Annotated in this window: 26 protein-coding genes; 13 read left to right on the top strand and 13 right to left on the bottom strand. The window is 64.5% G+C overall.

Annotated elements, in window-relative coordinates; genetic code table 11:
- Positions 1–199: 199 nt before the first annotated feature.
- The 3 genes from C0V72_RS13765 to C0V72_RS13755 all read left to right on the top strand — a co-directional run bounded on the left by C0V72_RS13765 (position 200) and on the right by C0V72_RS13755 (position 2,097).
- Positions 200–649, top strand: coding sequence for a MucR family transcriptional regulator (locus C0V72_RS13765; RefSeq protein WP_101794716.1), 450 nt, complete (start codon positions 200–202; stop codon positions 647–649).
- Positions 650–815: 166 nt separating this feature from the next.
- Positions 816–1,238 (top strand): Fur family transcriptional regulator, encoded by a 423-nt coding sequence (locus tag C0V72_RS13760; RefSeq protein ID WP_101794719.1) that lies wholly within the window; start codon positions 816–818, stop codon positions 1,236–1,238.
- Positions 1,231–2,097, top strand: a complete 867-nt coding sequence (locus C0V72_RS13755) for a lysophospholipid acyltransferase family protein (protein ID WP_101794715.1) — start codon at positions 1,231–1,233, stop codon at positions 2,095–2,097. The genes C0V72_RS13760 and C0V72_RS13755 overlap by 8 nt, the downstream gene beginning before the upstream one ends.
- On the opposite strand, the gene C0V72_RS13750 is transcribed toward C0V72_RS13755, so the two are convergent.
- From C0V72_RS13750 to C0V72_RS13710, 9 genes are all read right to left on the bottom strand, one after another.
- Positions 2,094–2,978, bottom strand: a complete 885-nt coding sequence (locus tag C0V72_RS13750) for a LysR substrate-binding domain-containing protein (protein ID WP_101794714.1) — start codon at positions 2,976–2,978, stop codon at positions 2,094–2,096. The genes C0V72_RS13755 and C0V72_RS13750 overlap by 4 nt on opposite strands.
- Before the next feature lie 93 nt (positions 2,979–3,071).
- Entirely contained in the window at positions 3,072–3,941 is an 870-nt protein-coding gene (locus C0V72_RS13745; protein ID WP_233999958.1) for a hemolysin family protein, read from the bottom strand.
- Positions 3,942–4,028: 87 nt separating this feature from the next.
- Positions 4,029–4,508: an rRNA maturation RNase YbeY gene (gene ybeY / locus C0V72_RS13740; protein WP_101794718.1), complete on the bottom strand. Its 480-nt coding sequence runs from the start codon at positions 4,506–4,508 to the stop codon at positions 4,029–4,031.
- 60 nt (positions 4,509–4,568) lie between these two features.
- Positions 4,569–5,954, bottom strand: coding sequence for a 50S ribosomal protein L11 methyltransferase (locus C0V72_RS13735; RefSeq protein WP_101794712.1), 1,386 nt, complete (start codon positions 5,952–5,954; stop codon positions 4,569–4,571).
- 249 nt (positions 5,955–6,203) lie between these two features.
- A complete protein-coding gene (locus C0V72_RS13730; RefSeq protein ID WP_143704605.1) occupies positions 6,204–6,446 on the bottom strand; it encodes a hypothetical protein in 243 nt (80 codons plus the stop codon).
- Between the two features lie 167 nt (positions 6,447–6,613).
- Entirely contained in the window at positions 6,614–7,657 is a 1,044-nt protein-coding gene (locus C0V72_RS13725) for a PhoH family protein (RefSeq protein WP_101794710.1), read from the bottom strand.
- Between the two features lie 141 nt (positions 7,658–7,798).
- Complete coding sequence (gene miaB / locus C0V72_RS13720; RefSeq protein ID WP_101794717.1) at positions 7,799–9,145, bottom strand: tRNA (N6-isopentenyl adenosine(37)-C2)-methylthiotransferase MiaB; 1,347 nt, start codon at positions 9,143–9,145, stop codon at positions 7,799–7,801.
- Positions 9,146–9,180: 35 nt separating this feature from the next.
- On the bottom strand, positions 9,181–10,149 hold the full coding sequence (locus tag C0V72_RS13715; protein ID WP_101794709.1) for an alpha/beta hydrolase: 969 nt from the start codon (positions 10,147–10,149) through the stop codon (positions 9,181–9,183).
- 14 nt (positions 10,150–10,163) lie between these two features.
- Positions 10,164–10,625 carry a peptidylprolyl isomerase gene (locus C0V72_RS13710; protein ID WP_101794708.1) on the bottom strand — a complete coding sequence of 154 codons (462 nt, stop codon included), beginning with the start codon at positions 10,623–10,625 and terminating at the stop codon, positions 10,164–10,166.
- 101 nt (positions 10,626–10,726) lie between these two features.
- Here C0V72_RS13710 and mgtE point away from each other — a divergent pair, with 101 nt between their 5' ends.
- The 4 genes from mgtE to C0V72_RS13690 are packed head-to-tail and all read left to right on the top strand — an operon-like array spanning position 10,727 to position 14,329.
- A complete protein-coding gene (gene mgtE, locus C0V72_RS13705; protein WP_101794707.1) occupies positions 10,727–12,184 on the top strand; it encodes a magnesium transporter in 1,458 nt (485 codons plus the stop codon).
- Positions 12,185–12,217: 33 nt separating this feature from the next.
- Positions 12,218–12,976, top strand: a complete 759-nt coding sequence (locus C0V72_RS13700) for a glucose 1-dehydrogenase (protein ID WP_101794706.1) — start codon at positions 12,218–12,220, stop codon at positions 12,974–12,976.
- Positions 12,977–13,006: 30 nt separating this feature from the next.
- Positions 13,007–13,399, top strand: coding sequence for a DUF1489 family protein (locus C0V72_RS13695; RefSeq protein ID WP_101794705.1), 393 nt, complete (start codon positions 13,007–13,009; stop codon positions 13,397–13,399).
- Positions 13,400–13,444: 45 nt separating this feature from the next.
- A complete protein-coding gene (locus C0V72_RS13690) occupies positions 13,445–14,329 on the top strand; it encodes an alpha/beta hydrolase (RefSeq protein ID WP_143704604.1) in 885 nt (294 codons plus the stop codon).
- Positions 14,330–14,339: 10 nt separating this feature from the next.
- Here C0V72_RS13690 and C0V72_RS13685 read toward each other — a convergent pair whose 3' ends face one another.
- From C0V72_RS13685 to C0V72_RS13675, 3 genes are read right to left on the bottom strand one after another with little or no spacing between them, the layout of a single operon-like run.
- Entirely contained in the window at positions 14,340–15,020 is a 681-nt protein-coding gene (locus C0V72_RS13685) for a DsbA family oxidoreductase (RefSeq protein ID WP_101794703.1), read from the bottom strand.
- The gene (gene nudC / locus C0V72_RS13680; protein ID WP_101794702.1) at positions 15,017–15,913 is read right to left on the bottom strand and encodes an NAD(+) diphosphatase; all 897 of its coding nucleotides are present in this window, start codon (positions 15,911–15,913) and stop codon (positions 15,017–15,019) included. Before nudC ends, C0V72_RS13685 begins: the two co-directional genes overlap by 4 nt.
- The gene (locus C0V72_RS13675; RefSeq protein WP_101794701.1) at positions 15,913–17,232 is read right to left on the bottom strand and encodes a serine hydrolase domain-containing protein; all 1,320 of its coding nucleotides are present in this window, start codon (positions 17,230–17,232) and stop codon (positions 15,913–15,915) included. Before C0V72_RS13675 ends, nudC begins: the two co-directional genes overlap by 1 nt.
- Positions 17,233–17,349: 117 nt before the next feature.
- Here C0V72_RS13675 and C0V72_RS13670 point away from each other — a divergent pair, with 117 nt between their 5' ends.
- On the top strand, positions 17,350–17,571 hold the full coding sequence (locus C0V72_RS13670) for a hypothetical protein (protein WP_101794700.1): 222 nt from the start codon (positions 17,350–17,352) through the stop codon (positions 17,569–17,571).
- Here C0V72_RS13670 and C0V72_RS13665 read toward each other — a convergent pair.
- Positions 17,568–18,623 (bottom strand): A/G-specific adenine glycosylase, encoded by a 1,056-nt coding sequence (locus C0V72_RS13665; RefSeq protein ID WP_101794699.1) that lies wholly within the window; start codon positions 18,621–18,623, stop codon positions 17,568–17,570. The two genes, C0V72_RS13670 and C0V72_RS13665, sit on opposite strands and share 4 nt — an antisense overlap.
- A gap of 14 nt (positions 18,624–18,637) precedes the next feature.
- On the opposite strand from C0V72_RS13665, the gene C0V72_RS13660 reads away from it, so the two are divergent.
- The 5 genes from C0V72_RS13660 to C0V72_RS13640 all read left to right on the top strand — a co-directional run.
- Positions 18,638–19,219, top strand: a complete 582-nt coding sequence (locus tag C0V72_RS13660; RefSeq protein WP_101794698.1) for a DUF721 domain-containing protein — start codon at positions 18,638–18,640, stop codon at positions 19,217–19,219.
- Positions 19,216–19,977, top strand: a complete 762-nt coding sequence (locus C0V72_RS13655) for a DsbA family protein (RefSeq protein WP_101794697.1) — start codon at positions 19,216–19,218, stop codon at positions 19,975–19,977. Before C0V72_RS13660 ends, C0V72_RS13655 begins: the two co-directional genes overlap by 4 nt.
- Before the next feature lie 92 nt (positions 19,978–20,069).
- On the top strand, positions 20,070–20,822 hold the full coding sequence (locus C0V72_RS13650) for a thioredoxin domain-containing protein (RefSeq protein ID WP_101794696.1): 753 nt from the start codon (positions 20,070–20,072) through the stop codon (positions 20,820–20,822).
- Positions 20,823–20,852: 30 nt separating this feature from the next.
- Positions 20,853–24,275, top strand: a complete 3,423-nt coding sequence (gene smc, locus C0V72_RS13645) for a chromosome segregation protein SMC (protein ID WP_101794695.1) — start codon at positions 20,853–20,855, stop codon at positions 24,273–24,275.
- Positions 24,276–24,388: 113 nt separating this feature from the next.
- Positions 24,389–24,634, top strand: a 246-nt coding sequence (locus C0V72_RS13640) for a BrnT family toxin (RefSeq protein ID WP_101794694.1), incomplete at its 3' end; no start/stop codon positions are given.

The following is a 24,634-nucleotide window of genomic DNA, read 5'->3' as shown; positions in this document are numbered from 1 at the left end:
CAGCCGCTCAGCGCAAAACCTCTGCATCCAAAGCGTGAATCAGATTTTACGCCAAACGGGAATCCCCTAATCCCCACTTTCGCAACAGGTCTATTGATCCCAAAATGGCAAACAAGCAAAGCAACCTAGTTGCCAAGTTTGCAACTATGGGTCATGGCGCAACAACTGGCGTCTAACGACCCAAGCCCGTGAGGAACTCATGCAGAATCTGGAAATGGATATGAAAGAAACGCTAATCACGCTGACCAGCGACATTGTTGCAGCCCATGTCAGCAACAATGATGTCGACGTCGCTGACGTTCCTGCTCTCATCACCAATGTCTACACCGCGCTGGCCAATCTGGGTGAGGCGCCGGTTGTAGAAGAAGCCAAGCCACAACCGGCAGTTGCCGTGCGCAATTCCGTCAAGCCCGATTACATTGTGTGTCTTGAAGATGGCAAGAAGCTGAAGATGCTGAAGCGCTATCTTCGCACGAACTTTGACATGACGCCTGAAGAGTACCGGGCACGTTGGGGTCTGCCGGCCGATTATCCAATGGTCGCGCCCAATTATGCTGAAAAGCGCCGCGATCTTGCCAAGAAGATCGGTCTGGGCCGCAAGCCCGGGACGGTCATGCCCAAGACCCGCCGGGCCAAGAAGCCGGCGTAAGCGGGCCGCAGCCTGCCAGCCGCTTTTGTCAGGCAGACCGCGCGCCCCTGTTGAGAGCGCGGTATGCCAGCTTGAGCAAGCAGCCTCGTCCCTGTAGGGGTGAGGCTGCTGTGCTTTTGAGCGATCGTATCCCACCGGGACGGCGCACTTGGCGATGGAGCGTTCCTTGACCCAGAAAATCGATCTCGAACAACTTTGCGCCGAAAAGGGCCTGCGGATCACCGAGCAGCGCCGGGTGATCGCCAAGGTGCTTTCCGACAGCGACGACCACCCGGATGTCGAACTGCTCCACAGCCGGGCCGCTGCGGTCGATCCGCGCATTTCGATCGCCACGGTTTACCGCACCGTGCGGCTGTTCGAAGAAGCCGGCATCCTTGATCGCCATGATTTCGGCGATGGGCGCTCGCGTTACGAACCCGTGCCCGAAGCCCACCACGATCACCTGATTGATGTTGAGACCGGCAAGGTCGTGGAATTCGTCGATCCCGAGGTTGAGGCGCTGCAACGTCAGATTGCCGAACGGCTGGGCTACCGGCTGGTGGATCACCGCATGGAGCTGTACGGCGTTCGCCTGTCGCGCAATGACTGAAGCAGAACTGCGCGCGGCAGCGGCACGGGGCGAAAGCACGCCGCTTTCCCTTGCCGGATGGACCCGTCTGGTCGCCCGCGCGCTGGCGCTGATTACGCTGATCATCGTCTTTGTGCCGCTGCACTATCTTTACCGGCTGGTCTCCTACGGTTCCCCCTTCCCGATGCTGTTTCTGCGCTGTGCTGCGCGGGTGTGCGGAGCCAGGGTCGAGGTTATCGGCACCCACCTGAAGCGCGACGTGTTCTTCGTTGCCAACCACCTGTCATGGGTCGATATCCTGGCGCTGGCAGGGGCCAGCGGCACGGCCTTCGTCGCCAAGGCCGAGCTGGCCGAAGCGCCGGTGGTCGGCTGGCTCGCCAGCCTCAACCGTACGGTGTTCGTGAAGCGCGAACACCGCATGGGTGTAGCCGAACAGATCAATGCCTTGAAGGAAGCGCTGGTCGATAATTGGTCGGTCACGGTCTTCCCCGAAGGCACCACGACCGACGGGCAATCGCTGCTGCCGTTCAAGACCTCGATGCTATCGGTGCTGGAACCCCCGCCGCCGGGCGTGCTGGTACAGCCCGTCATCCTCGATTACGGCCCGGTGGCCGAATGGATTGGCTGGATCGGCCAGGAAAGCGGCATCAACAACGCCAAGCGGGTGCTCGGGCGCAAAGGCACCTTCAAGGTCAGGCTTCATTACCTTGAGCCCTTCAGCCCCGAAGATTTCCGCGGCCGCAAGGCAATCAGCCAGGAATCGCGCCGCCGGATCGAAGAGGCGCTGATCGAAACCTTGGGTAAGCCGCTGCGCCCGTTTGCGCATACAGTCCCGCCTGTCCGGTATGAACCAAAGGCCGAGGATCAGGCCGCCGGTTAAAGCCCCGCGCGCACCAGCCAATCGTGGAAGATCCGCACCGGGCGGCTTTCCAGCGCGACCGGCTTGCACACGAACCAGTAGCTGTAGGGACTTTCCACCGGCTTGCCTGGCAGGTTGGTGAGGCGGTTATCGTTGGCGCGGCGCAAGTGATCGTCATGCATGATGGCAATGCCCAGCCCCTGCGCCGCAGCCTCCAGCATCAGCGCGCCCGAATCGTAATGGTCGATCGCGGCCGGATCCATCTGTTCGAGCCCATTGGCCTTTTTCCACGCCATGAAACTCTCGGGCAGCTCGTTATGAATGAGGAAAGTCTGCTTGGTCATAACCTCGGGCAGAATGTCCGGGCCGATATTGCGCGCGGTATCCTTGCTGCAAATCGCGTGGACGAGATTGTGATCGAGCCGCACCGCATGCAGCCCGCTTGCCGGGCCGCGCGACAGGATGATCGCCGCATCAAGCGTGTCACCAACGCGGTCTTCGAGATGCGGCGCGGTGTCGATATCGATGTGCAGCAGCGGGTGGCGCTTGCGCAATTCGCTCAGCCGCGGGAACAGGCGCTGGCTTCCGAACATCGGCAACACGCCCAGCCGCAGGCGAAGCAGCGCGATATTGTCCGACTGGCTCTCCACCGCACGGGCGAGCGCTTCCATGTGCGGGTTTACCGCTTCGTAAAAGGCCTGCCCCTCGTCGGTCAGTTGCATCGATTGCCGCGCGCGGGTGAACAGCTTCTTGCCGACGAATTCTTCCAGATTGCTGATCCGCCGGGACAATGCCGAGGGACTCAATCCGATCTCCTCCGCCGCCGCCCGGGCCGAACCCAGACGAACAGTGCGCATGAACGCTTCGAGCGCGCGTAGAGGGGGCAAACGACGTGCAGGCATGAACTCTCTCCTTGGTCGCAGGAGATACGCCTGAAACGTGATTGGGATGCAAAAAATCGAAGGAAAAATGGCCAAAGCGCAAAAAGGTTGCGCTTACTGCATTTCGTTCGCAGCTTCGGGGGGGTGCAGCCGCAATCGGGTGACGTGGGTTTCATCACCCGCCGTCACTTCAATCCGCCAGCCACTGGGATGTTCCAGCACCGTGCCAACCGGCGGCACCGCTTCGGCCAGGACAAAAGCAAGGCCGCCCAGCGTGTCGACCGATTCTTCCACCTCGGCCAGACGCGGATCGACCTGCTTGGCGATGTCATCCAGTTCGGCGCGCGCATCGCAATCCCACATGCCTTCGCCGATCGGGACAATCAGGGCCTGGGGGGCATCATCATGTTCGTCTTCGATGTCGCCAACGATTTCCTCAACCAGATCTTCGATGGTGATGAGGCCATCGGTGCCGGAAAACTCATCGAGCACGATCGCCAGGTGCACGCGCTGGGTGCGCATGTCGGCCAGCACATCCAGCGCACCGCGCGCCTGCGGCACATATAGCGGCTGGCGCATCAGCGTGGTCCAGTCGTCAGGCGGCGGTGTGCCATTGGCGAGGAATGGGAAGACGTCCTTGATGTGGATCATCCCGATCACCTGATCCAGCGTCTCGCGGTAGACCGGCATCCGAGAATGGCCATGTTCGCTGAAGGCTGCGACCATGTCGGCCCAGCTGATCGACGCATCAACCGCGATGATCTCCCCGCGCGGCACGGCGACGTCATCGGCATCATGCTCGGAAAAATGCAGGAGGTTGCGCAGCATCTGCCGCTCGGTCCGCGAAAGATCGCCGCCCGCCTTGCCGCCATCATCCGAGGCCGAGACGCCGTTCTCGTCCTCATGCTCGTCGATAGCCTCTTCAAGCTGCTCGCGCAGCGAGCGCGCGGTTTCCAGCCCGAGGATCTTGCGAAACGCAGACATCAGTCCGCTGCTACTGTCCGCATCTCCTGATTGAGACGCGGGCGAATGGGAATCGGCCATGGCCTTCTTAGCGGCTCCTACGTGGTTTCAGTCGCCATATGGGTCAGCGATGCCCAGTTTGGCAAGTATGCGGGTTTCCAATGCTTCCATGGCTTCGGCCTGTTCGTCACAATCAACGTGATCGTGGCCGGCCAGATGCAGCAGGCCGTGGACGATCAAATGGGCCGCATGGGCTTCCAGCGTCACGCCTTTATCCGCGGCCTCGCGCGCGCAGGTTGCATAAGCCAGTGCAATATCACCGAGCATGACCGGCGCGCCGGTGGCGGCGAGGTCTTCCAGTTCACCGCGCTCCAGCATCGGAAAACTCAGGACATTGGTAGGCTTGTCGCGCGCACGCCACTCGCGGTTGAGGGTGTGGACTTCGCTATCAGAGGTAAACAGCACGCTGGTCATCAACCGCGGATTGCCAAGCAGCGGCTCGCCCTCCCCTGCCGCCTGCGCGGCGCGGATCGCCAAGGCCTCCCAATCGTCCTGCGGCCAGTCTTCAATGTCGATATCAAGTTGCATCGCGCGCGCCATAGCGCAGCGCCGACCGCGCGCCAATCGTGCGGCGCGATGACCGCTCTGCTAGGCGACCATCGCGTGTTCCGCAGCCGCCGTCAGACCCAGCGGACGCACGATCAGCGTCACCCGATCATGCCCGACGGCCAAGTTCAGCACGTCGCCTGCACGCACCGCAATGGGCGCCGGAAAATTATGCAGCACTTGCAGCCAGCCGCCATCGCTGTAGCCGTCGGGATGGTTATCAAAGCTGATCCCCTCGGCCAGATCGACCTTCATCCATTGCACGATACCGGTGGCGATGCCGCTATCGCGCACCGCAATGCGGAGCAGGCGCAGGTCGCTGCGGTGGGCGGGGCGGGTGAGATCGATATGCACCAGTTCGACATCATCCGACAGGCGCTTCCAATCGGTCATGGTGCCGTGGATCGGCAATTTAGGCGCAGCAAAAGCGCCAAAGGCTGACACATCGAAGCCGGACACCTGATCGACAAACACATAATCGGCCAGCACCTTGCTTGTCACCAGACAACCAATGGCCGCCGCCGCGCGGGGAATGACCGTCGCATCCGGTTTGAGCAGGCGGGCATGGGCATCTTCGAAGGTGTCGATGACGTGTTCTGTCAAAAGGTCGCTGGACAGGATCTCGGACACCAGAATATCCGCGCGCTCGGCCAGATGGGTGCCGATCTGCAAGGCGGTCGAGGGCGCTGTGTGGACAGTGATCGCATCGGCATAACCGTTGTCAGCAATAATCGTGCGCGCCATGGCCGCGATAATTGGAACCACTTCGCACGCCGTCACCGACCGGGCACCGGCGCGCGCGGCCATCATCGACAACAGCCCGCTGCCCGTGCCGATATCGAGCACCTTCGCATCCGGCCCGGCATTAGCGAGCGCCGCCTTGATCGCCGCCTCGAAAGCATCATTGCGGCGGACATCATTAAGCATCGGGATATGCCAGAACGGCACCAGTTCAGCGTTGAGACGGCGGATCTGGTGTTCGATGTGGATATTGCCCGGTTGCAAGGCCAGCGCGCGGGCGAACTGTTCCAGCGCCTCGGTCTTGCGCCCCGCATCGGACAGCAGCACGGCCAGATTATTGGCCGTCAGCGGATTGGACGGATCGGCCGCGCACGCCGCCTCCATGGTGGTGATCGCAAGGTCAAGGCGGCCCGCCCGGCTATGGAGCAGGGCCTGTTCGTGAAGCGCCACCGCATGACCGGGCACCAGCGCGAGGAGCCGGTCCCACAGCATCAGCGCCTCGTCGGTTGCCCCGCGCAGGGTGACGAGACCGGCAAGGATCGGCAACACGTCTGCGATGCGGTAACCCTGATCGATAACCATCCGGTAGCGCTGCTCGGCCGCGGCAAGATTGCCTGCCTCCTGAAGCTGCAAGGCTTCTTCTAGAGCGATGCGGGCCTCGGCGAAATCTTGCGCGGTGTCGGTCATGCTGTTCCCCTGATCTTATGGTTAAACCACAGGGGTCATGTATTGACGCAAAGGGGTAACAAGCCGTCAGCGCGGGATAAGGGCAATCCACGGGGGGGGGGTTAAAGTCGGTGGGGGCGGCGCAACATCGGTGATCAGGGACGCGAACGGATCATGTGCGCGCAAATGAAATCGGGCGCCCGGTGGCAAAACCGGGCGCCCGAAATGCATCATGCTTGCATTCTTGCAAGCTTCGTCCCGAGACGGGGATTAATACCGGAAATAGATCGAATCGAAGATCGAAGGATCAAGGTTCGGGTTACGCGCCTGCCACGCGTCGAGAGCGGCGAGATACTTTTCATATGCTAGCCGGTTCGAGCCGACCGCCGGCCCGCCACCCCAGACGCCGCCGAACGTGTCCCCCGACCTGACTGCGCGGGGAGCGACTACGATTCCACCATCAAGGAATACGCTACCTCCAGATACCTGTTCGACTTCTGCGTGGGTGAGCATTTGCATTGCGACATCTCCTCTATCAGCCAAAATTATCTTGGCTGGTCAGGATATTATTCAAATAGAAAAGCAGGGCAAGCCTGTTTTCAATATGTCAGAAACGCACCACAAACAGAGAGAAACTGCCACCCCGCGTCGGAGTTAAACAGTTGCCCGCAGGCAAGCTCTCAGGCCCCCTCGCCCTCGCCGTCCCCTTCGTAAGCTTCCACAATGCGCCCAACAATCGGGTGACGCACCACGTCGGCCGCGGTGAAGCGAATGGTGCCGAAGCCTTCGATCCCCTCCAGCCGCTCGACCGCGTCGTTCAGCCCGCTCATGCGCGGGCCGCCCGGAATATCCACCTGCCGGGGATCGCCGCACACCACCATCCGGCTGTTCTGACCGAACCGGGTGAGGAACATCTTCATCTGTTCGCGCGTGGTATTTTGCGCTTCGTCGAGGATAATGAAACTGTCCGCCAGCGTCCGCCCGCGCATAAAAGCGATCGGTGCGATCTCGATCTCGCCATTGGCCAGCCTGCGCTCGACCTGTTCGGGCGGCATGCAGTCGTTCAGCGCATCATAAAGGGGGCGCAGATAGGGATCGACCTTCTCCTTCATGTCACCCGGCAGGAAGCCGAGCTTCTCCCCCGCCTCCACCGCCGGGCGCGAAAGGATCAGGCGCTGCACGCTGCCGGTGATCAGCTGGCTGACCGCCTGCGCCACCGCGATATAGGTCTTGCCTGTTCCTGCCGGGCCGAGCGCGAAGATGATATCGTCCTTCGCCAGTGACCGCATGTAATCGATCTGCGTCGCGGACCGGGGCACGATGGTTTTCTTGCGCGTGCGGATCATGATCGGGGGCGCGTCCATGTCGCCCGCGATGATCCCTTCCAGCGTGGGTTCGGACGACATGGCGATCAGCGATTCGATTGCGCCGCTGTCCAGCGCCTCGCCCCGGGCCAGCCGGTCATACATGGTCTTCAGCGTCTCGCGCGCGCGGGCGACATCGTCTTCCGGCCCTTCGATCACCACCTGATGCCCGCGCGCATGAATATAAACGCCCAGCCGGTTTTCCACCTGCACCAGATTGGCGTCGAACTGCCCGAACAACGGCCCCAGCAGGGACTGGTTTTCAAAGGTCAGATCAACCCGCGCGCGCCGCGGTTCCGGGATGCCGCGCGGATCAGGCGATAGTGCCGGGTGTCCGGCACGGGAGGGTCGTCGGCCCATAGTTTCCTTTGGCTGCGCACGAGGGACAGTCCCTCGTCCATGAGTCGTGAAGGTAAGCAGGGAGACGCGCAAAGCAAGCAGGCTGCGGCGAGATGGTGGTGGATAGTCACCAGGATGCCATCAGGCATCCGTGCGCGTGCATCAGGCCGGAAGGCTTGCCTGCACCACCCCCATCAGCGAATTCGGCCCCGCTTCGCCCAGCGTCACATCGACCAGATCACCGATGGCATAATCGCCTTCAAACCAGACGCTTTGAAGCCAAGGCGACTTGCCGAGCCACTGGCCGGGGCTGCGCCCCGTGCGCTCAACCAGCACCTGACAGGTGCGGCCGACGGTGGCTTGGTTGAACGCGAACTGGTGCCGCGCAATCCGCGCCTGAAGACGCTGGAGGCGCTCATCCATCACTTCTGGCGCAATCTGCCCGTCCATCGTTGCAGCGGGCGTGCCGGGGCGCGGGGAATATTTGAAGCTGAACGCATGGGCGTAACGAACGTCGTCGACGATCTTGAGCGTGTCTTCAAACTCGGCTTCGGTCTCGCCGGGGAAACCGACAATGAAATCGCCGGACAAGGCGATATCAGGACGCACGGCGCGGAATTTCTCCACCAGCCTGAGATAGCTTTCGGCGGTATGCTGCCGGTTCATCGCCTTCAGGATGCGGTCGTTCCCGGCCTGCACCGGCAAGTGCAGGTAAGGCATCAGCTTGTCCACCTCGCCATGCGCGGCAATCAGGGCGTCATCCATGTCATTGGGGTGGGACGTGGTGTATCGGATCCGCGCCAGCCCATCGATCCGGGCGAGCGCATGGATCAGGCCAGCCAGCCCGGCTGCGCGGCCCTTGTCATCTTCCCCGCTCCAAGCGTTGACGTTCTGGCCGAGCAGTGTGATCTCCTTCGCGCCGGCTTCGACCAGTTTATGCGCCTCGGCGATCAGGTGGGCGAAGGGCCGCGAAATTTCCGCGCCGCGGGTATAGGGCACCACGCAATAGGTGCAGAACTTGTCGCAGCCTTCCTGCACGGTGAGAAAGGCACTGGGCCCGCGCTTGCGCCGCGCGGGCAGCGCGTCGAACTTGGCGATGGCGGGCATGTCGGTATCGGTCGCGCGCTCGCCCGCAGCCGCGCAGTCGAGCATTTCCGGCAGGCGGTGATAGGCCTGCGGGCCGACCACGATGCTGACCGCAGGGGCGCGCGCCATGATCTCTTCGCCCTCGGCCTGCGCAACACATCCGGCAACCGCAATGAGCGGGGCCTTCCCCACCGCGTTGCCCGCTTTCACCAGCCGGCCGATGTCGGAATAGACCTTTTCGGCAGCCTTTTCGCGGATGTGACAGGTGTTGAGGATGACAAGATCAGCCTCCTCGCCCTCCGCCGCAGGTTCAATGCCGCGTGTCCCCAGCAATTCGGCCATGCGCTCGCCGTCATAGACGTTCATCTGGCAGCCGAAACTTTTGACCCGGTAGGTCTTGGGAGGGGCGGAGGTGATTTTCATGAGGCCCGCGCCTTTAGCGCCGATGCGGGCCGGGTTCAATCGCCGCCTTGTGCGGGACTATCCTGATCCTTGCCCTTCGGCTTGCGCTCGCGCTGATCATTATGCAGGCACGGCTCGGTGGTTCGGGCGGACGGACCGGGGTGCGCCTTGTCGTCCGGGCCGCATTCCACCAGCGGCTTGGCGATCCGGTTGGCCTTTACGACCTCGTGCGCGTCCGCGCTGCCATAGGCTGCAATCCAGGTGATGCAATCAGCCAGCGGGCGCACCTTGTGCTTCAACAGCGCGTTCTTGCGCGGCTCGCAATTGATCGTGATAACATTGGCCGCAGGCGCTTCCTGAGAGCGGGCAAATCGCCGCAACACCTCGCCGCGCTCGTTGAACACCGTGCGCTTCAACGAATTCGCTCGCGCCTCGCTGCGGTAGAACGGCGAGGTGTTGAACATATAGGCGCGCACTTCGGGGTGCGCCACCGACACCTCGGTGGCCAGCGCGCCGCCCAGCGAATGGCCGGTGATGACCCACGGCACATCTGTTCCCAGCCGCGCCTTCTCCGCCGCGAAATACCGCAGCGCCAATTCGATCTGATCGCTGCGCAGCGTGCCGTAGAACAGATCGCTCAGGCCTTTGAAATCGGTGCCCCGGAACGCCAGAACCCGCGCGACAGGCTTGCGATCCGCGCGGCTGCCGCTCCCGCTTTCGTATTCGTTGAACAATTCGTAGCTGAAGCCCTTGTCGGCATCTTCAGGCGCAATCGGCAGATGCTCCAGCCGCTGGAGGACGCGGCCCGGCTTGGCAAACAGATCATCATCGCCGGTGTAGGCATTGGTCGAGGCGACAGCATAAGGGAAGGCATCCACCGCCGCCTGTCGCACAAACCCGCACCACCCGCCTGGCTCAAGCTGGCAGGGGGAGCGGGATTGCGAAATATCGGGCAAGGTGGCGCACGCAGGCAGCAACGCCCCGCCCAGCAGCGCCGCTGCACCGCGGTACGTCACCTTTATCATGCCCCCTGCCCTGATCAGGCCACTGTCGCTTTCACGATCTTGCCCGGCGAACGCGGCGGTTCGCCCTTGGGCAGCGCGTGGACGTGTTCCATGCCGCTCGTTACCTGGCCCCACACGGTGTACTGCTTGTCGAGGAAGCGCGCATCATCAAGGCAGATGAAGAACTGCGAGTTGGCGCTGTTCGGGTTCTGCGCGCGGGCCATCGAGCACACGCCTTCGACATGGGGTTCGGCGTTGAATTCGGCCGCAAGGTCGGGCTTGTCGCTGCCACCCATGCCGGTGCCGGTCGGATCGCCGCCCTGCGCCATGAAGCCGCCGATCACGCGGTGGAAGATCACGCCGTCGTAAAAGCCTTCGCTCGCCAGCTCGGTAATGCGCGCAACGTGGCCGGGGGCAAGGTCGGGACGCAGCTTGATCACGACGTCGTTTGCCTGACCGTCGCCGGTATCGAGGGTAAAGGTGAGGGTATCGGCCATTTGTCTGTCTCCTGAAGGCAATTGCCCGCGCTTTTAGCAGCCAATTGCCGCCTGTCACCCTCCCCGCTTGCTTTTCATAGGCCCCTCCGTAAACGCCTCTTATGGCTGACGACCGCATCCCCGAAGACGTCGCGCTGCGTGCCGACCAGGCGCCCGAACTGGCCGATGCTGAGGTGCGCCCGGATGACCGGGTCAATGACGAACGTCATGATGAGGAAAACCGCCTCAAGCCGAAGTTCGTCAGCGCGGTCCATGATGCGCTGGCCGCGGGCGACAAGGGCGCGGTTTACGATCTGGTAGAGCCGCTCCACGCCGCTGACATTGCCGATTTGATCGAACTGCTCGAACCGCGCGAACGCACCCAGCTTGCCTCCACGATCAGCGATCTGATGACCAGCGACGTCATCGCGGAACTCAACGATTACGTCCGCGAAGACCTGATGGACACGCTGTCCGCGCAGGCTGTGGCGGTGATCGCGGAACAGCTTGATACCGATGATGCCGTCCAGCTGATCGAGGATCTGGACGAGGCCGATCAGCGCGCGGTCATGGCCGAACTGGAGCCGGAAACCCGCGCGGCGGTCTCCAGCGCCCTTGCCTATCCGGAAGAAACTGCCGGGCGCCTGATGAGCCGGCACTTTGTCGCGGTGCCCGAGCATATGAGCGTGGGCGATCTGATCGATTATCTGCGCGAAAACGGCGATATCGAGCATGATTTCTTTGAAGTCTTCGTGATCGACGAACGCCACCATCCGGTTGGCACCTGCGCCTTGAACTGGATCCTCACCACGCCGCGCAGCGTGCAGCTGACCGATGTGATGAAGCGCGACCAGACCCTGATCCCGGTGACGATGGATCAGGAAGAAGCCGCGCTGATGTTCCAGAAATATGCGCTGATTTCCGCCGCGGTAGTGGATGAAAGCGGGCGGTTGGTCGGCCAGATGACGGTCGACGATATCGTCCACATCATTTCCGAAGAGGCGGGCGAGGACGCGCTGCTTTTGTCCGGCGCGGGCGATGGCGACATCAACGAGCCGATCCGCGAGGCTTACACCGCACGCGTGCGCTGGCTGATTGCCAACCTTGGCACAGCCGTGATCGCGTCGTCGATCATCGCGCTGTTCGGGGCCGCCATCGAGGAATTGGTCGCGCTTGCAATCCTGATGCCGATTGTCGCCAGCATCGGCGGCAATGCCGGCACTCAGACGATGGCCGTGGCCGTGCGCGCGATTGCAACCAATCAGCTCACCCGTTCCAACACCAAGCGCATTCTGTGGCGCGAATTTCGCGTTGCGCTGCTTAATGGCAGCACGATTGCATTGCTGATCGGCGCAGCAACCAGCCTGCTGTTCACGCCGATGATGGGTCTGGTGATTGCAATGGCGATGATCATCAACATCGCCATTGCCGGGGTGGCGGGGGTGGCCGTGCCGGTCATTTTCGAGCGGCTGGATCAGGATCCGGCGGTCGCCAGCAGCGTGTTTGTGACAATGATTACGGATTCGATGGGCTTCTTTGCCTTCTTAGGTTTGGCAGTGGCGATGGGTCTGACCGGCTGATAGCCCTCTCTCCAGCACAAAGGGAGAGAGCCGATGGGTGGACGGGTAGCAGGCAAGGTGGTGCTGCTGACAGGCGGCGCGATGGGACTGGGCAAGGCGGCAGCCAAGGCCCTGCTGGCTGAGGGCGCGCGCGTCATCATCACCGATATCGATGCAGCAGCAGGCCGCGCCGCGGCGGCCGAACTGGGCTGCGGGTTCCTGCCTCAGGACGTCACCGACTGGGGACGCTGGCAGGCGGTAATCGCCGAGGTCGAAGCCGAGCATGGCCGGCTCGATGTGCTGGTGAACAACGCCGCCATCACGGTGTTCGGCTCGATCGCCGACATCAGCCCCGAGGATTTCCGGCGCTGCTACACCGTCGATGTCGATTCGATCTTCATGGGCTGCAAGGCCGCGATCCCCTTGATGGCCAAGAGCGGCGGCGGGTCCATCGTCAATTTCTCCAGCGCGGCGGGCAACAAGGTCTCGCCCGATCTGGCCGCCTACAACAGCGCCAAGGCGGCGGTGGTGACCCTCACCAAAAGCATCGCGCTGTATTGTGCGCGGGAGAAGAACGGCGTGCGGGTCAACTCGGTGCAGCCGGGCACGATCCTGACGCCTAACGTAGAGAGCGTGATCGCCGGCACCCCCGATCCTGATGCGACCCGCGCGGCGTTCTCCATCGCCCAACCCATCGGCCGCATGGGCGAGGCCAGCGATATCGCCCATCTCGTGGTCTATCTCGCCAGCGACGAAAGCAAATTCGCCACCGGCGCGCCGTTTATTGTGGACGGGGGCCTCTCCATCGCTTGATCGGGCGCGCGGCTGGCCCACATTGGGGCCATGCCGCTTCATCTGACCAAGATCGCCTTCGGGGCGAAAAGCTATGACCATCTCGCCGGGTGGTTTGAAGGACGCGGCGCGATCGGCCTGACCACGCGCAACCGTCCAACCCGGCACGAGGAATGCGTCGGCGGATCGCTGTTCTGGATCATTAACCATGCGATTGTCGCGCGCTCACCGATCCTCGGTTTCGAGAAGACACAGGACGGGCGCTGGGACATCGTGCTGGAACCGCGCCTGATCCGCGTCCACCAGCAGCCCAAGCGCGCGCATCAGGGTTGGCGCTATCTCACTGACGACAAAGCCCCCAAGGACGTCGCAGACGGCGAGGATATCGGCGACGCGCTGCCCGGCAAGCTGGCGATGAAGCTGGAGCGACTGGGGCTGGTGTAGCGCATCTTCGCACCGTAAGATGATGGCAAGACAGGGGGAAAGCGCATGGCTCTAATGACATTCACGCAGATGATGAGCCGGAGCCTGCTGCCTCTGGCCTGCGCCCTGATGGCGACGACCGGGGCACTGGCTCAGACCGGCCCTGCGGCTGAGGCTGCTGTTGCGGGCGCGACCACCTCCACCACCTCGCTGACCGCGCCCGATGGGCGGGTGATCGACGTGACCGTGATTGCACCGGCTGCGCCGCGCGGCGTGATCCTGTTTTCGCACGGCGGCAACAGCAACCCGCTCAACACACCCGCGCTCCACGCGCGGTTGACGGCGCGCGGCTTTGCCGTGATCGCGCCGACGCACACGGATTCGCTCAGCCTCCCGGCCGAACGGCGGACGGGTCTCATGGCAGCCTTCATGACCCGGGTTACCGACATGAAGGTGGCGGCCGGATATGCTGCGCAGGCCTTTCCCGGCCTGCCGATGGCGCAAGTCGGATACAGCTATGGATCGCTGACCTCGCTGATTGGCGGGGGAGCCTTCACCAGCATGGTGCCGGGGAGCAATCCGGGGGTGAAAGCGGTGGTGATGTTTTCCTCCCCCGGCCCCATCGCGATGTTGACGGGTGCGCCGGGGGCGTTCGATGGTGTGAAGGGGCCGACCCTGCTCGTCACCGGCGACGCCGACAAGGTGCCCGGCTTTGCCGATGATCCTGCCGCGCATCTGATCTATTTCGACAAGCTCCCCGCAGGCGATCACACCGCGCTGATCGTGGGCGGGGCCACGCATGAATTTGTGGGCGCAAAGCAGCCCGGCTGGGACGAGGTCGCTGTGATCGTCGATGATTTTCTGGTGAGCCGGGTGTTTGATGACGCCGCCGTGGGTGCGCGCTTTGATGCTGCCACCAGCAGTGCATTGGTTACCGTCAAGCGCAAGTGACCGCGCCGGGTCAGGCGCGCGTCTTCTCGGCCACCCGCTGCAGCGCATTGACGTAGACCTCGGACCCTTGCGCGCCGGGGATCAGGAATTTGCCCTCGACGATCATCGCCGGCACGCCCGAAATGTTCATGTCCCAGGCCTGCGCCTCCTCGGCGAGGACGCGCGCTTCGATGTCGTGGTCGTCCAGAGCCACCTTGGCGGCTTGGCGATGCAGCCCCGCACCTGCTGCAATGTCGAGCAGCACCGCCCGATCGCCAAGATTGCGGCGTTCGTTGAAATGCGCGCGGAACAGCGAGAGCTTCAGCGTGGTCTGCACCTCAGGCCCGGCCTGTTCCAGCGCAAAGGTGAGCAGCTTGTGGCAATCGCGGGTGTTCCACATCATCGCCGGTGGGGCCTCGCCTTCTCCCTCGTAGCTGAGCGACACGCCAGCCCCTTCGGCAATCGCCCTCATCTGACCGCGAAGCCTGGCGCCCTCTTCGGCGGGGCGGCCATATTTGCGCTGGAGGTGCGCTTCCTGCTCCTCCCCTTCTGGCGGCATGTCGGGGTTCAGCTCGAACGGCCGCCAGCGGATTTCTGCCGCGATCTCCCCTTCGAGTTCCTTCAGCGCCTTGGTCAGCTGGCCATAGCCGATCAGGCACCACGGGCACATGACATCGGAATAGATGTCGATGGTGAGCGGCTGCGGGCTCATCGGTCGAGCCACCAGCACACCAGATGATGCGCAATCGCAAAGGGGCGCGGGAAATAGAGCAGGTCCGTCCCCGCCTCCCCCGCTGCGCGCGCGGCCTGAAGCTCGTCGCGGGTGAACCAGCGCGCGTCTTCCAACTCGGCGGTGTCGATGGTGAGTTCGGGATCGTCCGCCACCGATGTGCAGCCGATCATCAGCTGGCTCGGGAAGGGCCACGGCTGGCTGGCGATATAGCGCACATCGCGCACCCGCACGCCTGCTTCCTCGTGGATTTCGCGCGCGACCGCCTCTTCGATGGTCTCCCCCGGTTCGACAAAGCCTGCGAGCGCGGAATACATCTTGGGCGGAAAGCGCGGCTGACGGCCCAGCAGCAGCTTGTCCTCATGCTCGACCAGCATGATCGTCACCGGATCGGTGCGCGGGAAATGGTCTGCGCCGCACGTGTCGCAGTGCCGCTGCCAGCCGCCCTTGACCAGCTTCGTCGCCCCGCCGCAGCGCGCGCAGAACCGATGGCGGGCGTGCCAATCGACCAGGCTGCGCGCCCCGCCGTAGATCGCCAGATCGGGAGGCGAAAGCTGGGTCATCAATTGCCATGCCGCTGGCTGCGCATAGGCCGGCCCCTCGGCCCCGGCAGGCGGCACCGGCGCGAAATGCGCTTTGCCGTCCATCATGCCGAGGAACACCAGTTCGGCATCCTGGGCGACATCGGCAAGGCTGCCCCAGACGAGCCCCCCCGCATCGTCGATGCCCGGCAGCAGGCCTTCCAGCAACAGCACCCGCGCGCGCCAGTTCATCAGGCCGCCCAGCGCCGCATCATCGGCGCGGATATGATCGGCCCGGTCCAGCGGCGATCCGGAAAAGGCCATCATCGCCGCAGGCGCCGCAGGGGCGTGCATCACGCGGCTTTCTTGCGGGTGCGCAGCGCGGACAGATCGGCCTCCATCGCCGCAAGGAATTCGTCGCGGATCGGATAGGCTTCTGATGGCATGTACTGGGTCCACAGCCCGGTGCGCAGCTTCAGATCGAAGTCGACCGCTGCCAGCGTCCCCGCCGCCCCGCCCCAGCCGAAGGTCGCGCCTTTCGAGCGGCCGCCTGCGCCGTGGCCTTCGCCCTCAATCCAGCTGCCGGTGAGATCGACCGTGGCCGGAACCAGGTTCGACGTGCCAACCCGCACGGCTTCCTCGCTCATCACGAATTTGCCATCGATGGTGCCATAACCCAGCAGCATCCGCTGGAACCGGTCATAATCCTTGGGGCTTGAAACCAGTCCGCCGCCGCCGGCCGGAACCTCGGGCGGATCAAGATAGACCGAGCTAGTGCCCGGATCGAGCGGGAAGGCATTGCCGCTGACGATCCCGTAATTGTCGGTCAGCCGATACGCCTCGCTCGCGGGCACCTGCATCCAGGTGCTGGTCATGCCGCAGGGATCGAAGATGCGCTTTTTCAGGAAGGCTTCAAATTCCATTCCGCTGGCGACTTCGATCACCCGGCCAAGCAGATCGATCGAGCACGAATAGCTCCACTTGGTCGCCGGTTGGTACATCAGCGGCAATTCGGCCAGCCGGTCAGCCCAGGCGGCCAGACCCGGCGCGGGCGTGACATTGGGGAAGCCGGGGATCGGCATCCGGCTGACCCGGCCGCCGACCAGACCCTGTTCGTTATACGCCGCCTGAAGCGGCCCCTTGCTGATGATCTGGTAGCCGAGGCCCGAGGTGTGGGTCAGCAATTGGCGGATCGTGATCGGGCGCGAGGCGGGGACGGTTTCGTCGAGCGGGCCTTCCGGGTTGATCAGCACCCGCATATCGCGAAAAGCGGGCAGGATTTCGGCGAGCGGCTGGTCCAGACCCAGCTTGCCTTCGTCGATCAGCATCATCGTCGCCATGCCCGTGATCGGCTTGGACATCGAATAGATGCGGTAGAGCGAGTTTTCGTCCACCGGATTGGGCTTGGCGAGCGACAGCGTGCCGCCGCCGACGGTGTGAGCATGGTCTTCCTGCCCCCAGCCAAACGTCAGGAACAGGTTGGCCAGCTTGCGCTGCGAGACATAGCGATTGGCCAGCGCTGCGACCTGCGGCCAGCTTTCGGCCACATCATGCGCAAAGGCCGCGCGGCCCAGCGGCAGGCCGGTCAGCGCAGCGCCGCCTGCAAACAGAGCGCTGTACCGCAGCAGCGCCCGGCGCGAGACTTCGGGCGAGGCAAGGTCATGGATCGGCATCAGGCAGAATCTCCGGCAGATATGTTTGCGGCCATGTCTGCGGCAGGCTGCCGCGCTGGTCAATCATGCGGCTGCTGGCAGGTTGTATTTCAAAGGTGTCTTACGTATATAGGACACATGCTCAATATCCTTGCCTATCTTGTCGGCCTTGTCAGTCTGGTGCTGGTGATCCCGGCCCAAATCCCGCTGCTTGGCGCCATCAACTGGATCGCTTTGCCGGTTATTGTGGTCGGCATTGTGCTTGGCGCGCTGTCATCGAAGACCGGTGGGCGCAATTTTTGCCTGATCGTCGGGCTGATCGCGGTGGTGCGCTTGTCATTGGGCGGCGGGATTATCTAACCTTCGGCCAGCGCCAGCCCTGCAGCCTTGGCGAACAGGGTCGCAAGGCCCGCTTCGGCGATCTGATCGACCGGCCACCACTGGCCTTCGCCCTCTGGCGGGCCCTGCGCTGTGATGGCGACCACCTGCAATGTCAGGTGCGCGTGGGTAAAGCCGTGCCGCACTGCCCCGATCATGCGCGCATCCCCCGCCAACGGCGCTGTGCCTGAGCCATCGGCCTGCGCACTCCACCCATCATCGGGCAGCGCGCGCATCCCGCCGAGCATCCCGCTTGGCGGACGTGTGACCAGCCAGACGTCCGCGCCGCCGCCATCGCCAGCATAACGCGTGATCCAGAACGCGGTCCCGCGCCGTTCGGGTACGGCTTTCTTCGCCGGTTTGACCGGCAGGCGCTCGGGCTCGCCGGTCTCGCGGCCCTTGCAGCAGGCGGCCAGCGGGCAGAGCAGGCAGCGCGGCGCGCGGGTGGTGCAGATCTGGCTGCCGAGGTCCATCAGGCCTTGCGCAAAGTCGCCCGCCCGGTGCTGAGGCGTGATCGTCTCTGCCGCCGCGCGGATGGCCTTGCGGCCCTTGGGCAGCGGCTCATCGATGGCGAACAGCCGCGCCGCCACCCGCTCGACATTGGCATCGACCACCACCGCGCGGCTTCCGAACGCAATCGCGGCGACGGCAGCGGCGGTATAGTCGCCCAGACCGGGCAGTTTGCGCAGCTCAGCCTCGGTGGACGGAAACCCGCCCCGCCCTGCCACAGCGCGGGCACATTTGAGCAGATTGCGAGCGCGCGAATAATAGCCGAGGCCCGCCCATGCCGCCATCACATCGTCATCACTGGCGGCGGCAAGGGCTTCGACATTGGGCCAGATGTTCAGGAACTTGGCGAAATAGGGCTTTACCGCGGCCACCGTGGTCTGCTGGAGCATGACCTCTGACAACCACACGCGGTATGGCCAGGCCGGATCATCAGGCAGCGGCGCGCCCGGCGGATTGCGCCACGGCAGGGCGCGGGCATGGCCATCATACCAGGCAAGCAGAATGTCGGAGATGCTGGCAGTCACGCGCAGCCTATGGCATGGCGATTGGGCATATGGGAAGCGACAAGAAACCACCGGCCGCAGCCGCCAGCCGCAAGGGCGCCGTCAAGCCATTCACCCGCCCGCGCGGATCGGGGGCGCGCGCCATCGGCGATCTCATGCCTGAAATCGGGCGCACCGCCTTTCGCCGCTTCGGTTTTGTGCAAAGCTCGGTCGTGTCGCGCTGGCCCGAGATCGTCGGCCCCCAGCACGCCCGGATTTGCAGCCCCGAAGCGATCCGCTTTCCGCCCGGCGAAAAAGCCGAAGGCATCCTCGAACTGGTGGTGGTCGCAGCCCACGCCCCGCTGATCCAGCAGGTCATCCCCGAGATCATCGAGCGGGTGAACCGTTTCTTCGGCTACAAGGCCGTGGCGCGGGTGAAGTTGAGACAAGGCGCTGTCACCCCGCCGCAGGACGGCAGACCCGCCAAACCGCCGCCGTCGCTGAAGCCGATCCCGCTGGAATTGGGCGACAGCTTGCGCGATATCGGCGATCCGGAGCTGCGCACCGTGCTCGAATCGCTCGCGCGCAGCCTGTCAAATAGCGAACCCGCGCGCTCACAGGACGACACATTGCCATGACCAAGCCCCTCTTCCTTGCCGCAATCACAGCGGCGCTGGCGCTGGCAGCCGGGCCGGCGACCGCGCAGCAGGATCTCGCGCGGCCCGGCAGCACTTTTGCGCCCCAGGACAATCCCGGCAATTGGCAGACAACCATCACCCGCACCGCGCGCGGCCATCTGATCGGCAATCCCAAGGCGGAAACCCAGCTGATCGAGTTTATCAGTTACACCTGCCCGCATTGCGCTGATTTTACCGCGCAGGGCGAACCGGCGCTGGAGCTGGCTGGCGTAATGCCCGGCACGATCAACCTCGAAGTGCGATCGGTGATCCGCAATGCGCTGGACCTGACCGCCTCGCTGCTGGTCGGCTGCGGCGATCCGGCCGGGTTCAAATCCCGCCATCAGGCGCTGATGCTGGCGCAGTCCGATTGGCTCGCCAAGGTCCGCAGCGCGCCGCAAACCCAGCAGGCGATCTGGCTGCGCGGCGACAAGGCCGGGCGCATGAATGCGGCCAGCGCGCTGGGGCTGACAACGCTGCTCACCCAGCGCGGACAATCACAGGCAGAACTTGATGCCTGCGTATCGAACGATGCCGCCGCCCGGCTGCTGCTCGAAAATGGCCGCGCCGACAATGCCGAATTCGCGGTGCCCGGCACCCCCAGCTTTGCGCTTGACGGCAAACTGCTGAACGAAGTGCACAGCTGGGAAGCGCTCTATCCGGTGCTATCGGCGAAAGTCTCCGCTCCGACCGCGGAAGCGTCGGCCGCGCCCGGCTGAGCCATGTGTTCATATCCCGTGCGCGCACGCTTGCTGCACCGGCGCGCCAGCGGCTATTCCTCCTGTTTCGACCTGCCAAGGATGCTCCCTCGATGACTGTGACCCGCCTGCTTTGCCTCCCCCTGCTCGCGCTTGCACCGCTGATGCTGGCTGCTTGTGATGATGCCGCCACAACCGAAGGCGGCGCCGGGCCTGCGGGCGAAGCGCTGCCGGCGATCGCTGCGCCGGCGGGCAGCCAGTGGGCCGACACCGTCACCGTCTCGCCCGAAGGCGGCTATGTGGTCGGCAATCCCGATGCGCCGCTCAAGCTGGTGGAATATGCCTCGCACACCTGTTCGCACTGCGCGACCTTTGCCAAGTCCGGCAAGCCGGCGCTGAAGGACAAGTACGTCTCCACCGGCGTCGTCAGCTTTGAACTGCGCGAGGTGTTCCTGAACCCCTTTGACGTGGTGATCGCAGGGCTCGCTCAGTGCGGCGCCAAGGAGCAGATGCAGCCGCTGTCCGATCAGGTGTGGCAGAACCTTGAAAGCGTGTTTACCGGACTTCAGGGCAATCAGCAGGCGGTGGAAGCGGCCTCGCAATTGCCGATCAACCAGCGCTTTGCCGCGATTGCCGAAGCCACCGGCCTGCTGGAATTCTTCGCCGCGCGCGGGCTCAGCGCCGATCAGGGCCGTGCGTGTCTGTCGGATGCCGCGCGGATCGAAGCGTTGGTGAAGACGGTTGAGGCGAACAACGCCAAGGACAAGATTACCGGCACGCCGACCTTCTTCCTCAATGGCAAGCGGCTGGAAGGCACGACCTGGGAAATGATCGAGCCGCAGCTCCAGCGCGCTGGCGCGCGCTGAGGCTGAGCGCGGGGGTGCAGCGATAGCCTGATGCAGATCCACCGGCTCAAGCTCAGCGGTTTCAAGAGCTTTGTCGAGCCGGCGGAATTGCGCATTGAACCCGGTCTGACCGGGGTTGTCGGCCCCAATGGCTGCGGTAAATCCAACCTGCTCGAAGCCATCCGCTGGGTGATGGGGGAAACCTCGGCCAAGTCGATGCGGTCGGGCGGGATGGAGGATGTGATCTTCGCGGGCACATCGACCCGCCCCCCGCGCGATTTTGCCGAAGTGGTGCTCCACGCGGCGGATGATGCGGGCGACGAGTTGGTCGTCACCCGCCGGATTGAGCGCGGCGCTGGCAGCGCCTACCGCGTCAACGGGCGCGATGTGCGCGCCAAGGATGTGGCGCTGACCTTTGCCGATGCGGCGACCGGCGCGCATTCCCCGGCGCTCGTCAGCCAGGGCAAGATCGCGCAGGTGATCGCCGCCAAACCGGCCGAACGCCGCGCCATGCTGGAAGAAGCCGCCGGGATCGCGGGCCTTCACGTCCGCCGCCGCGATGCCGAAGGCAAGCTGCGCGGGGCAGAGGCGAACCTTGCCCGGCTGGAAGACCTGCTGGCCGGGCTCGACGCGCAGATCGCCAGCCTTAGGCGTCAGGCCAAGCAGGCGGAACGCTACACCGAACTGACGGGCAAAATTCAGGCCGCCGAAGCCCGGCTGCTGTTTGCGCGCTGGCGCGAAGCGGCCGCCGCGGCGAAGGTCGCCCGCGCGGCGGCACAGGGCGCTGAGGCGCGGGTGGCCGAAGCACAGCAGGCGGTCGAGATTGCGCAGAAAGAGCAGGCGGCCGCCGCCCATGCGCTCAGTGCGGCGCGTGATGAACTCACCGACCGCCGCGACGATGCCTCGGCGCATGGGCACCGGATGGCGGCCCTGGCAGAAAAGCTCGACGCTGCCGAAACGCGGCTGCGCGATCTTGCCCGGCAGCGCAGCCGGCTGGAGGAGGACCGCTCGGATGCCGACCGCCTGACTGGTGCCGCGGTTGAGGCGCTGGCGCGTCTCGCCAATGACGTCGCCGCCAGCCGCAGCGCAGTGGAGGCCGCCGCAGCAGCGCGCCCGGTCCTCGCCGAAAAGGCCGAGGACAAGGAACGCGCCAGCCGCACCGCCGAACTCGCACTGGCCAAGGCAACGGCCGATCAGGCCGGGGTGGAGGCCGAATGGCGGATCGCTGAAGCAGCCATCGCGCAGGCTCAGTCCCGGCTCGCCCGGATCGAAGACGAAGCCGCCCGGATCGAGCGGACCCGTGCTGACCTCGCCGCCAGCGGCGATCCCGAGGCCGACGTTATCGCCGCGCGCGGCGCCGCCGAAGCTGCCGCCGACACGGTTACCCGCCTGCGCGCCGCACTTGCCGAGGATCAGGCACGCAAGGCTGACCTTCAGGCTCGCCGCGATGACATCGCCAGCCAGCTGGCCGCCGCGCGCGCCGAACTCGCCGGGGCCGAGCGCGAGCATACCGCGCTGGCCCGCGACCGTGATGCCCGCGCCAAGCGGGAGGCAGGGCGGCAAGGCATGGCCACCCCGCTCGACCGCGTGACCGTGACGCCCGGCTATGAACGTGCGCTCGCCGCAGTGCTGGGGCGCGATGGCAAGTCGCCGCTCGGCGCGCCCGCTGCCGCGCAGGACGGGCGGTTCTGGGCCGGTGCCGCCGCGCCTGCACCTGTGGCTGACAGCTTGGCGCTGCGCCTCTCGCAATGTCCCGGCGAACTCGCAGCCCGCCTCGCGCTGGTGCATTGTGTCGAGACCGATGATGGCCGCGCGCTGGCACCCGGCGAATGGCTGGTGACCCGTGCCGGGCACTTGCGCCGGTGGGACGGGTTCCTCGCGCGCGGCGAGGGCGCGGCCGAGGCGGCGCAGCTGGAAGCTGCCAACCGGCTGGCCGAACTGGATGCCGCCCTCCCCCCCTTGCGCGACGCTGCGGCCCGCGCCGATGCTGATGACAAGGCCGCTCGCGAACAGCTTTCGGCCTTGCAGACCAGGCTCATCGCCCAGGAACGCAGCATCGCAGGCGCCATCGAGGCTGAGCGCCAGGCGCTGCGCGCCTTCGATCAGGCCGAAGCCGCCCGCGAACGCCGCGCCGCGCGGCTTGCCGAACTGGCTGCCAGCGCCGGGGATGTTGGCTCTCAGATCGTCGCCGCGCGGGCCGAAGTCGCCGCTGCCGAGGCTGCCCGCGAACGATTGCCTGCGCGCGACGCAGGCCGGGCTGCGCTAGACGCTGCGCAAACCAGAAACATGGCGGCGCGCGCAGCGGCACAGGCGGCCCTCGCCGAGCTTGCCGCGCAGGATCAGGCGCTGGCCGTCGCGCGTGAGCGGCTCGCCGCGCAAGCCGCCGATCACGCCGGATGGCAGGCGCGCGCCTCTGACGCCGAACGCCGCATGGCCGAAACAACCCGCCGCCTTGCCGAAATCGCGGAGGAGCACGCGGTTCATGCCGCCAAGCCCGCCGCGCTCACAGCCGAAATCGACGCGGGCAAGGCTATCGCCCAACGGCTCGCCGCCGAACTCGCTGAGGCCGATGCCGTGATGCAAGAGGCGGACAGCCGCCAGCGCATCGCTGACACCACCCTGTCGCAGACCACCGAAGTCCTCGCCCAAGCCCGGGAAAGCCGGGCCAGCCTTGCCGCGCGGGCCGAGAACGAGGAGCTGCGCCGCACGGAATTGTCGCGCATTTCCGGCGAGCGTTTCCAGTGTCCGCCGCCGCTGCTGGCAGGCAAGTTCGGCTTCGACGAGGCCGATCTTGCCCCTGCTGCCGAAGAATCCGCCGAGCTGGAGAAGCTCACCGCCGCACGCGAAAGGATCGGCCCGGTCAACCTTGTGGCCGCCGATGAACTCGCCCGGATCGAAAGCGACCACGGCACCAGCGCGCAGGAACAGGCCGAACTGGTCGAAGCCATCGCACGGCTGCGCGGATCGATCGGCAGCCTGAACCGGGAAGGCCGCGAGCGGCTGCGCGCCGCCTTCGAGGAAGTCGACGGACATTTTCGGGTGCTGTTCACCCGCTTGTTTGAAGGCGGACAGGCCCACCTTGCGCTGGTGGACAGCGATGATCCGCTGGAAGCAGGGCTGGAAATCTACGCCCAGCCGCCGGGCAAGCGATTGCAATCGCTCTCGCTGCTATCCGGCGGCGAGCAGGCGTTGACAGCAACCGCGCTGATTTTTGCGCTGTTCCTGACCAACCCGGCCCCGATCTGCGTGCTCGATGAAGTCGACGCGCCGCTGGACGATGCGAATGTCGAACGCTTTTGCGACCTGCTCGAGTCGATGGTCGCCACCACCACCACGCGCTATCTGATCGTGACCCACAACGCGGTGACGATGAGCCGGATGCACCGCTTGTTCGGGGTTACCATGGCGGAAAAAGGCGTGTCGCGGCTGGTAAGCGTCGATCTGGGCGAAGCGGCGCTGCTCGCGGCGGAATAAGTGTTTGACAATTTTTGTCGCTACATTAAATGTCAAGTTTCAACAAAGGAGATGACGATGGCAAAGTTTTTCAACTCGCCTCCTTTGCGGAGGCCAAACATTAGGTTTGGTAAATGGAAATTGAGTTCGACGAAAACAAGCGCTTAAGCAACCTTGCAAAGCACGGCTTAGACTTTCTAGATGCGCCCGATGTGTTTGCGGGCGAGTTTGTGCAGATTGAGGACTTGCGGCAGTATGATAGTGAAAGGCGCTATCAGGTCTTAGAGCCTGACTCAGAAGTTCATGTGATCTGGCAATGGCTTGCGATGAGGCGGGTGAGGCGGCGGATATGGGCGATGGTGGTCCACGCGGTGGAACTC

This window comes from Porphyrobacter sp. TH134, from assembly GCF_002855495.1.
In the GTDB taxonomy this organism is placed as follows: domain Bacteria; phylum Pseudomonadota; class Alphaproteobacteria; order Sphingomonadales; family Sphingomonadaceae; genus Erythrobacter.
This window is presented reverse-complemented; position numbering and strand designations above follow the sequence as displayed.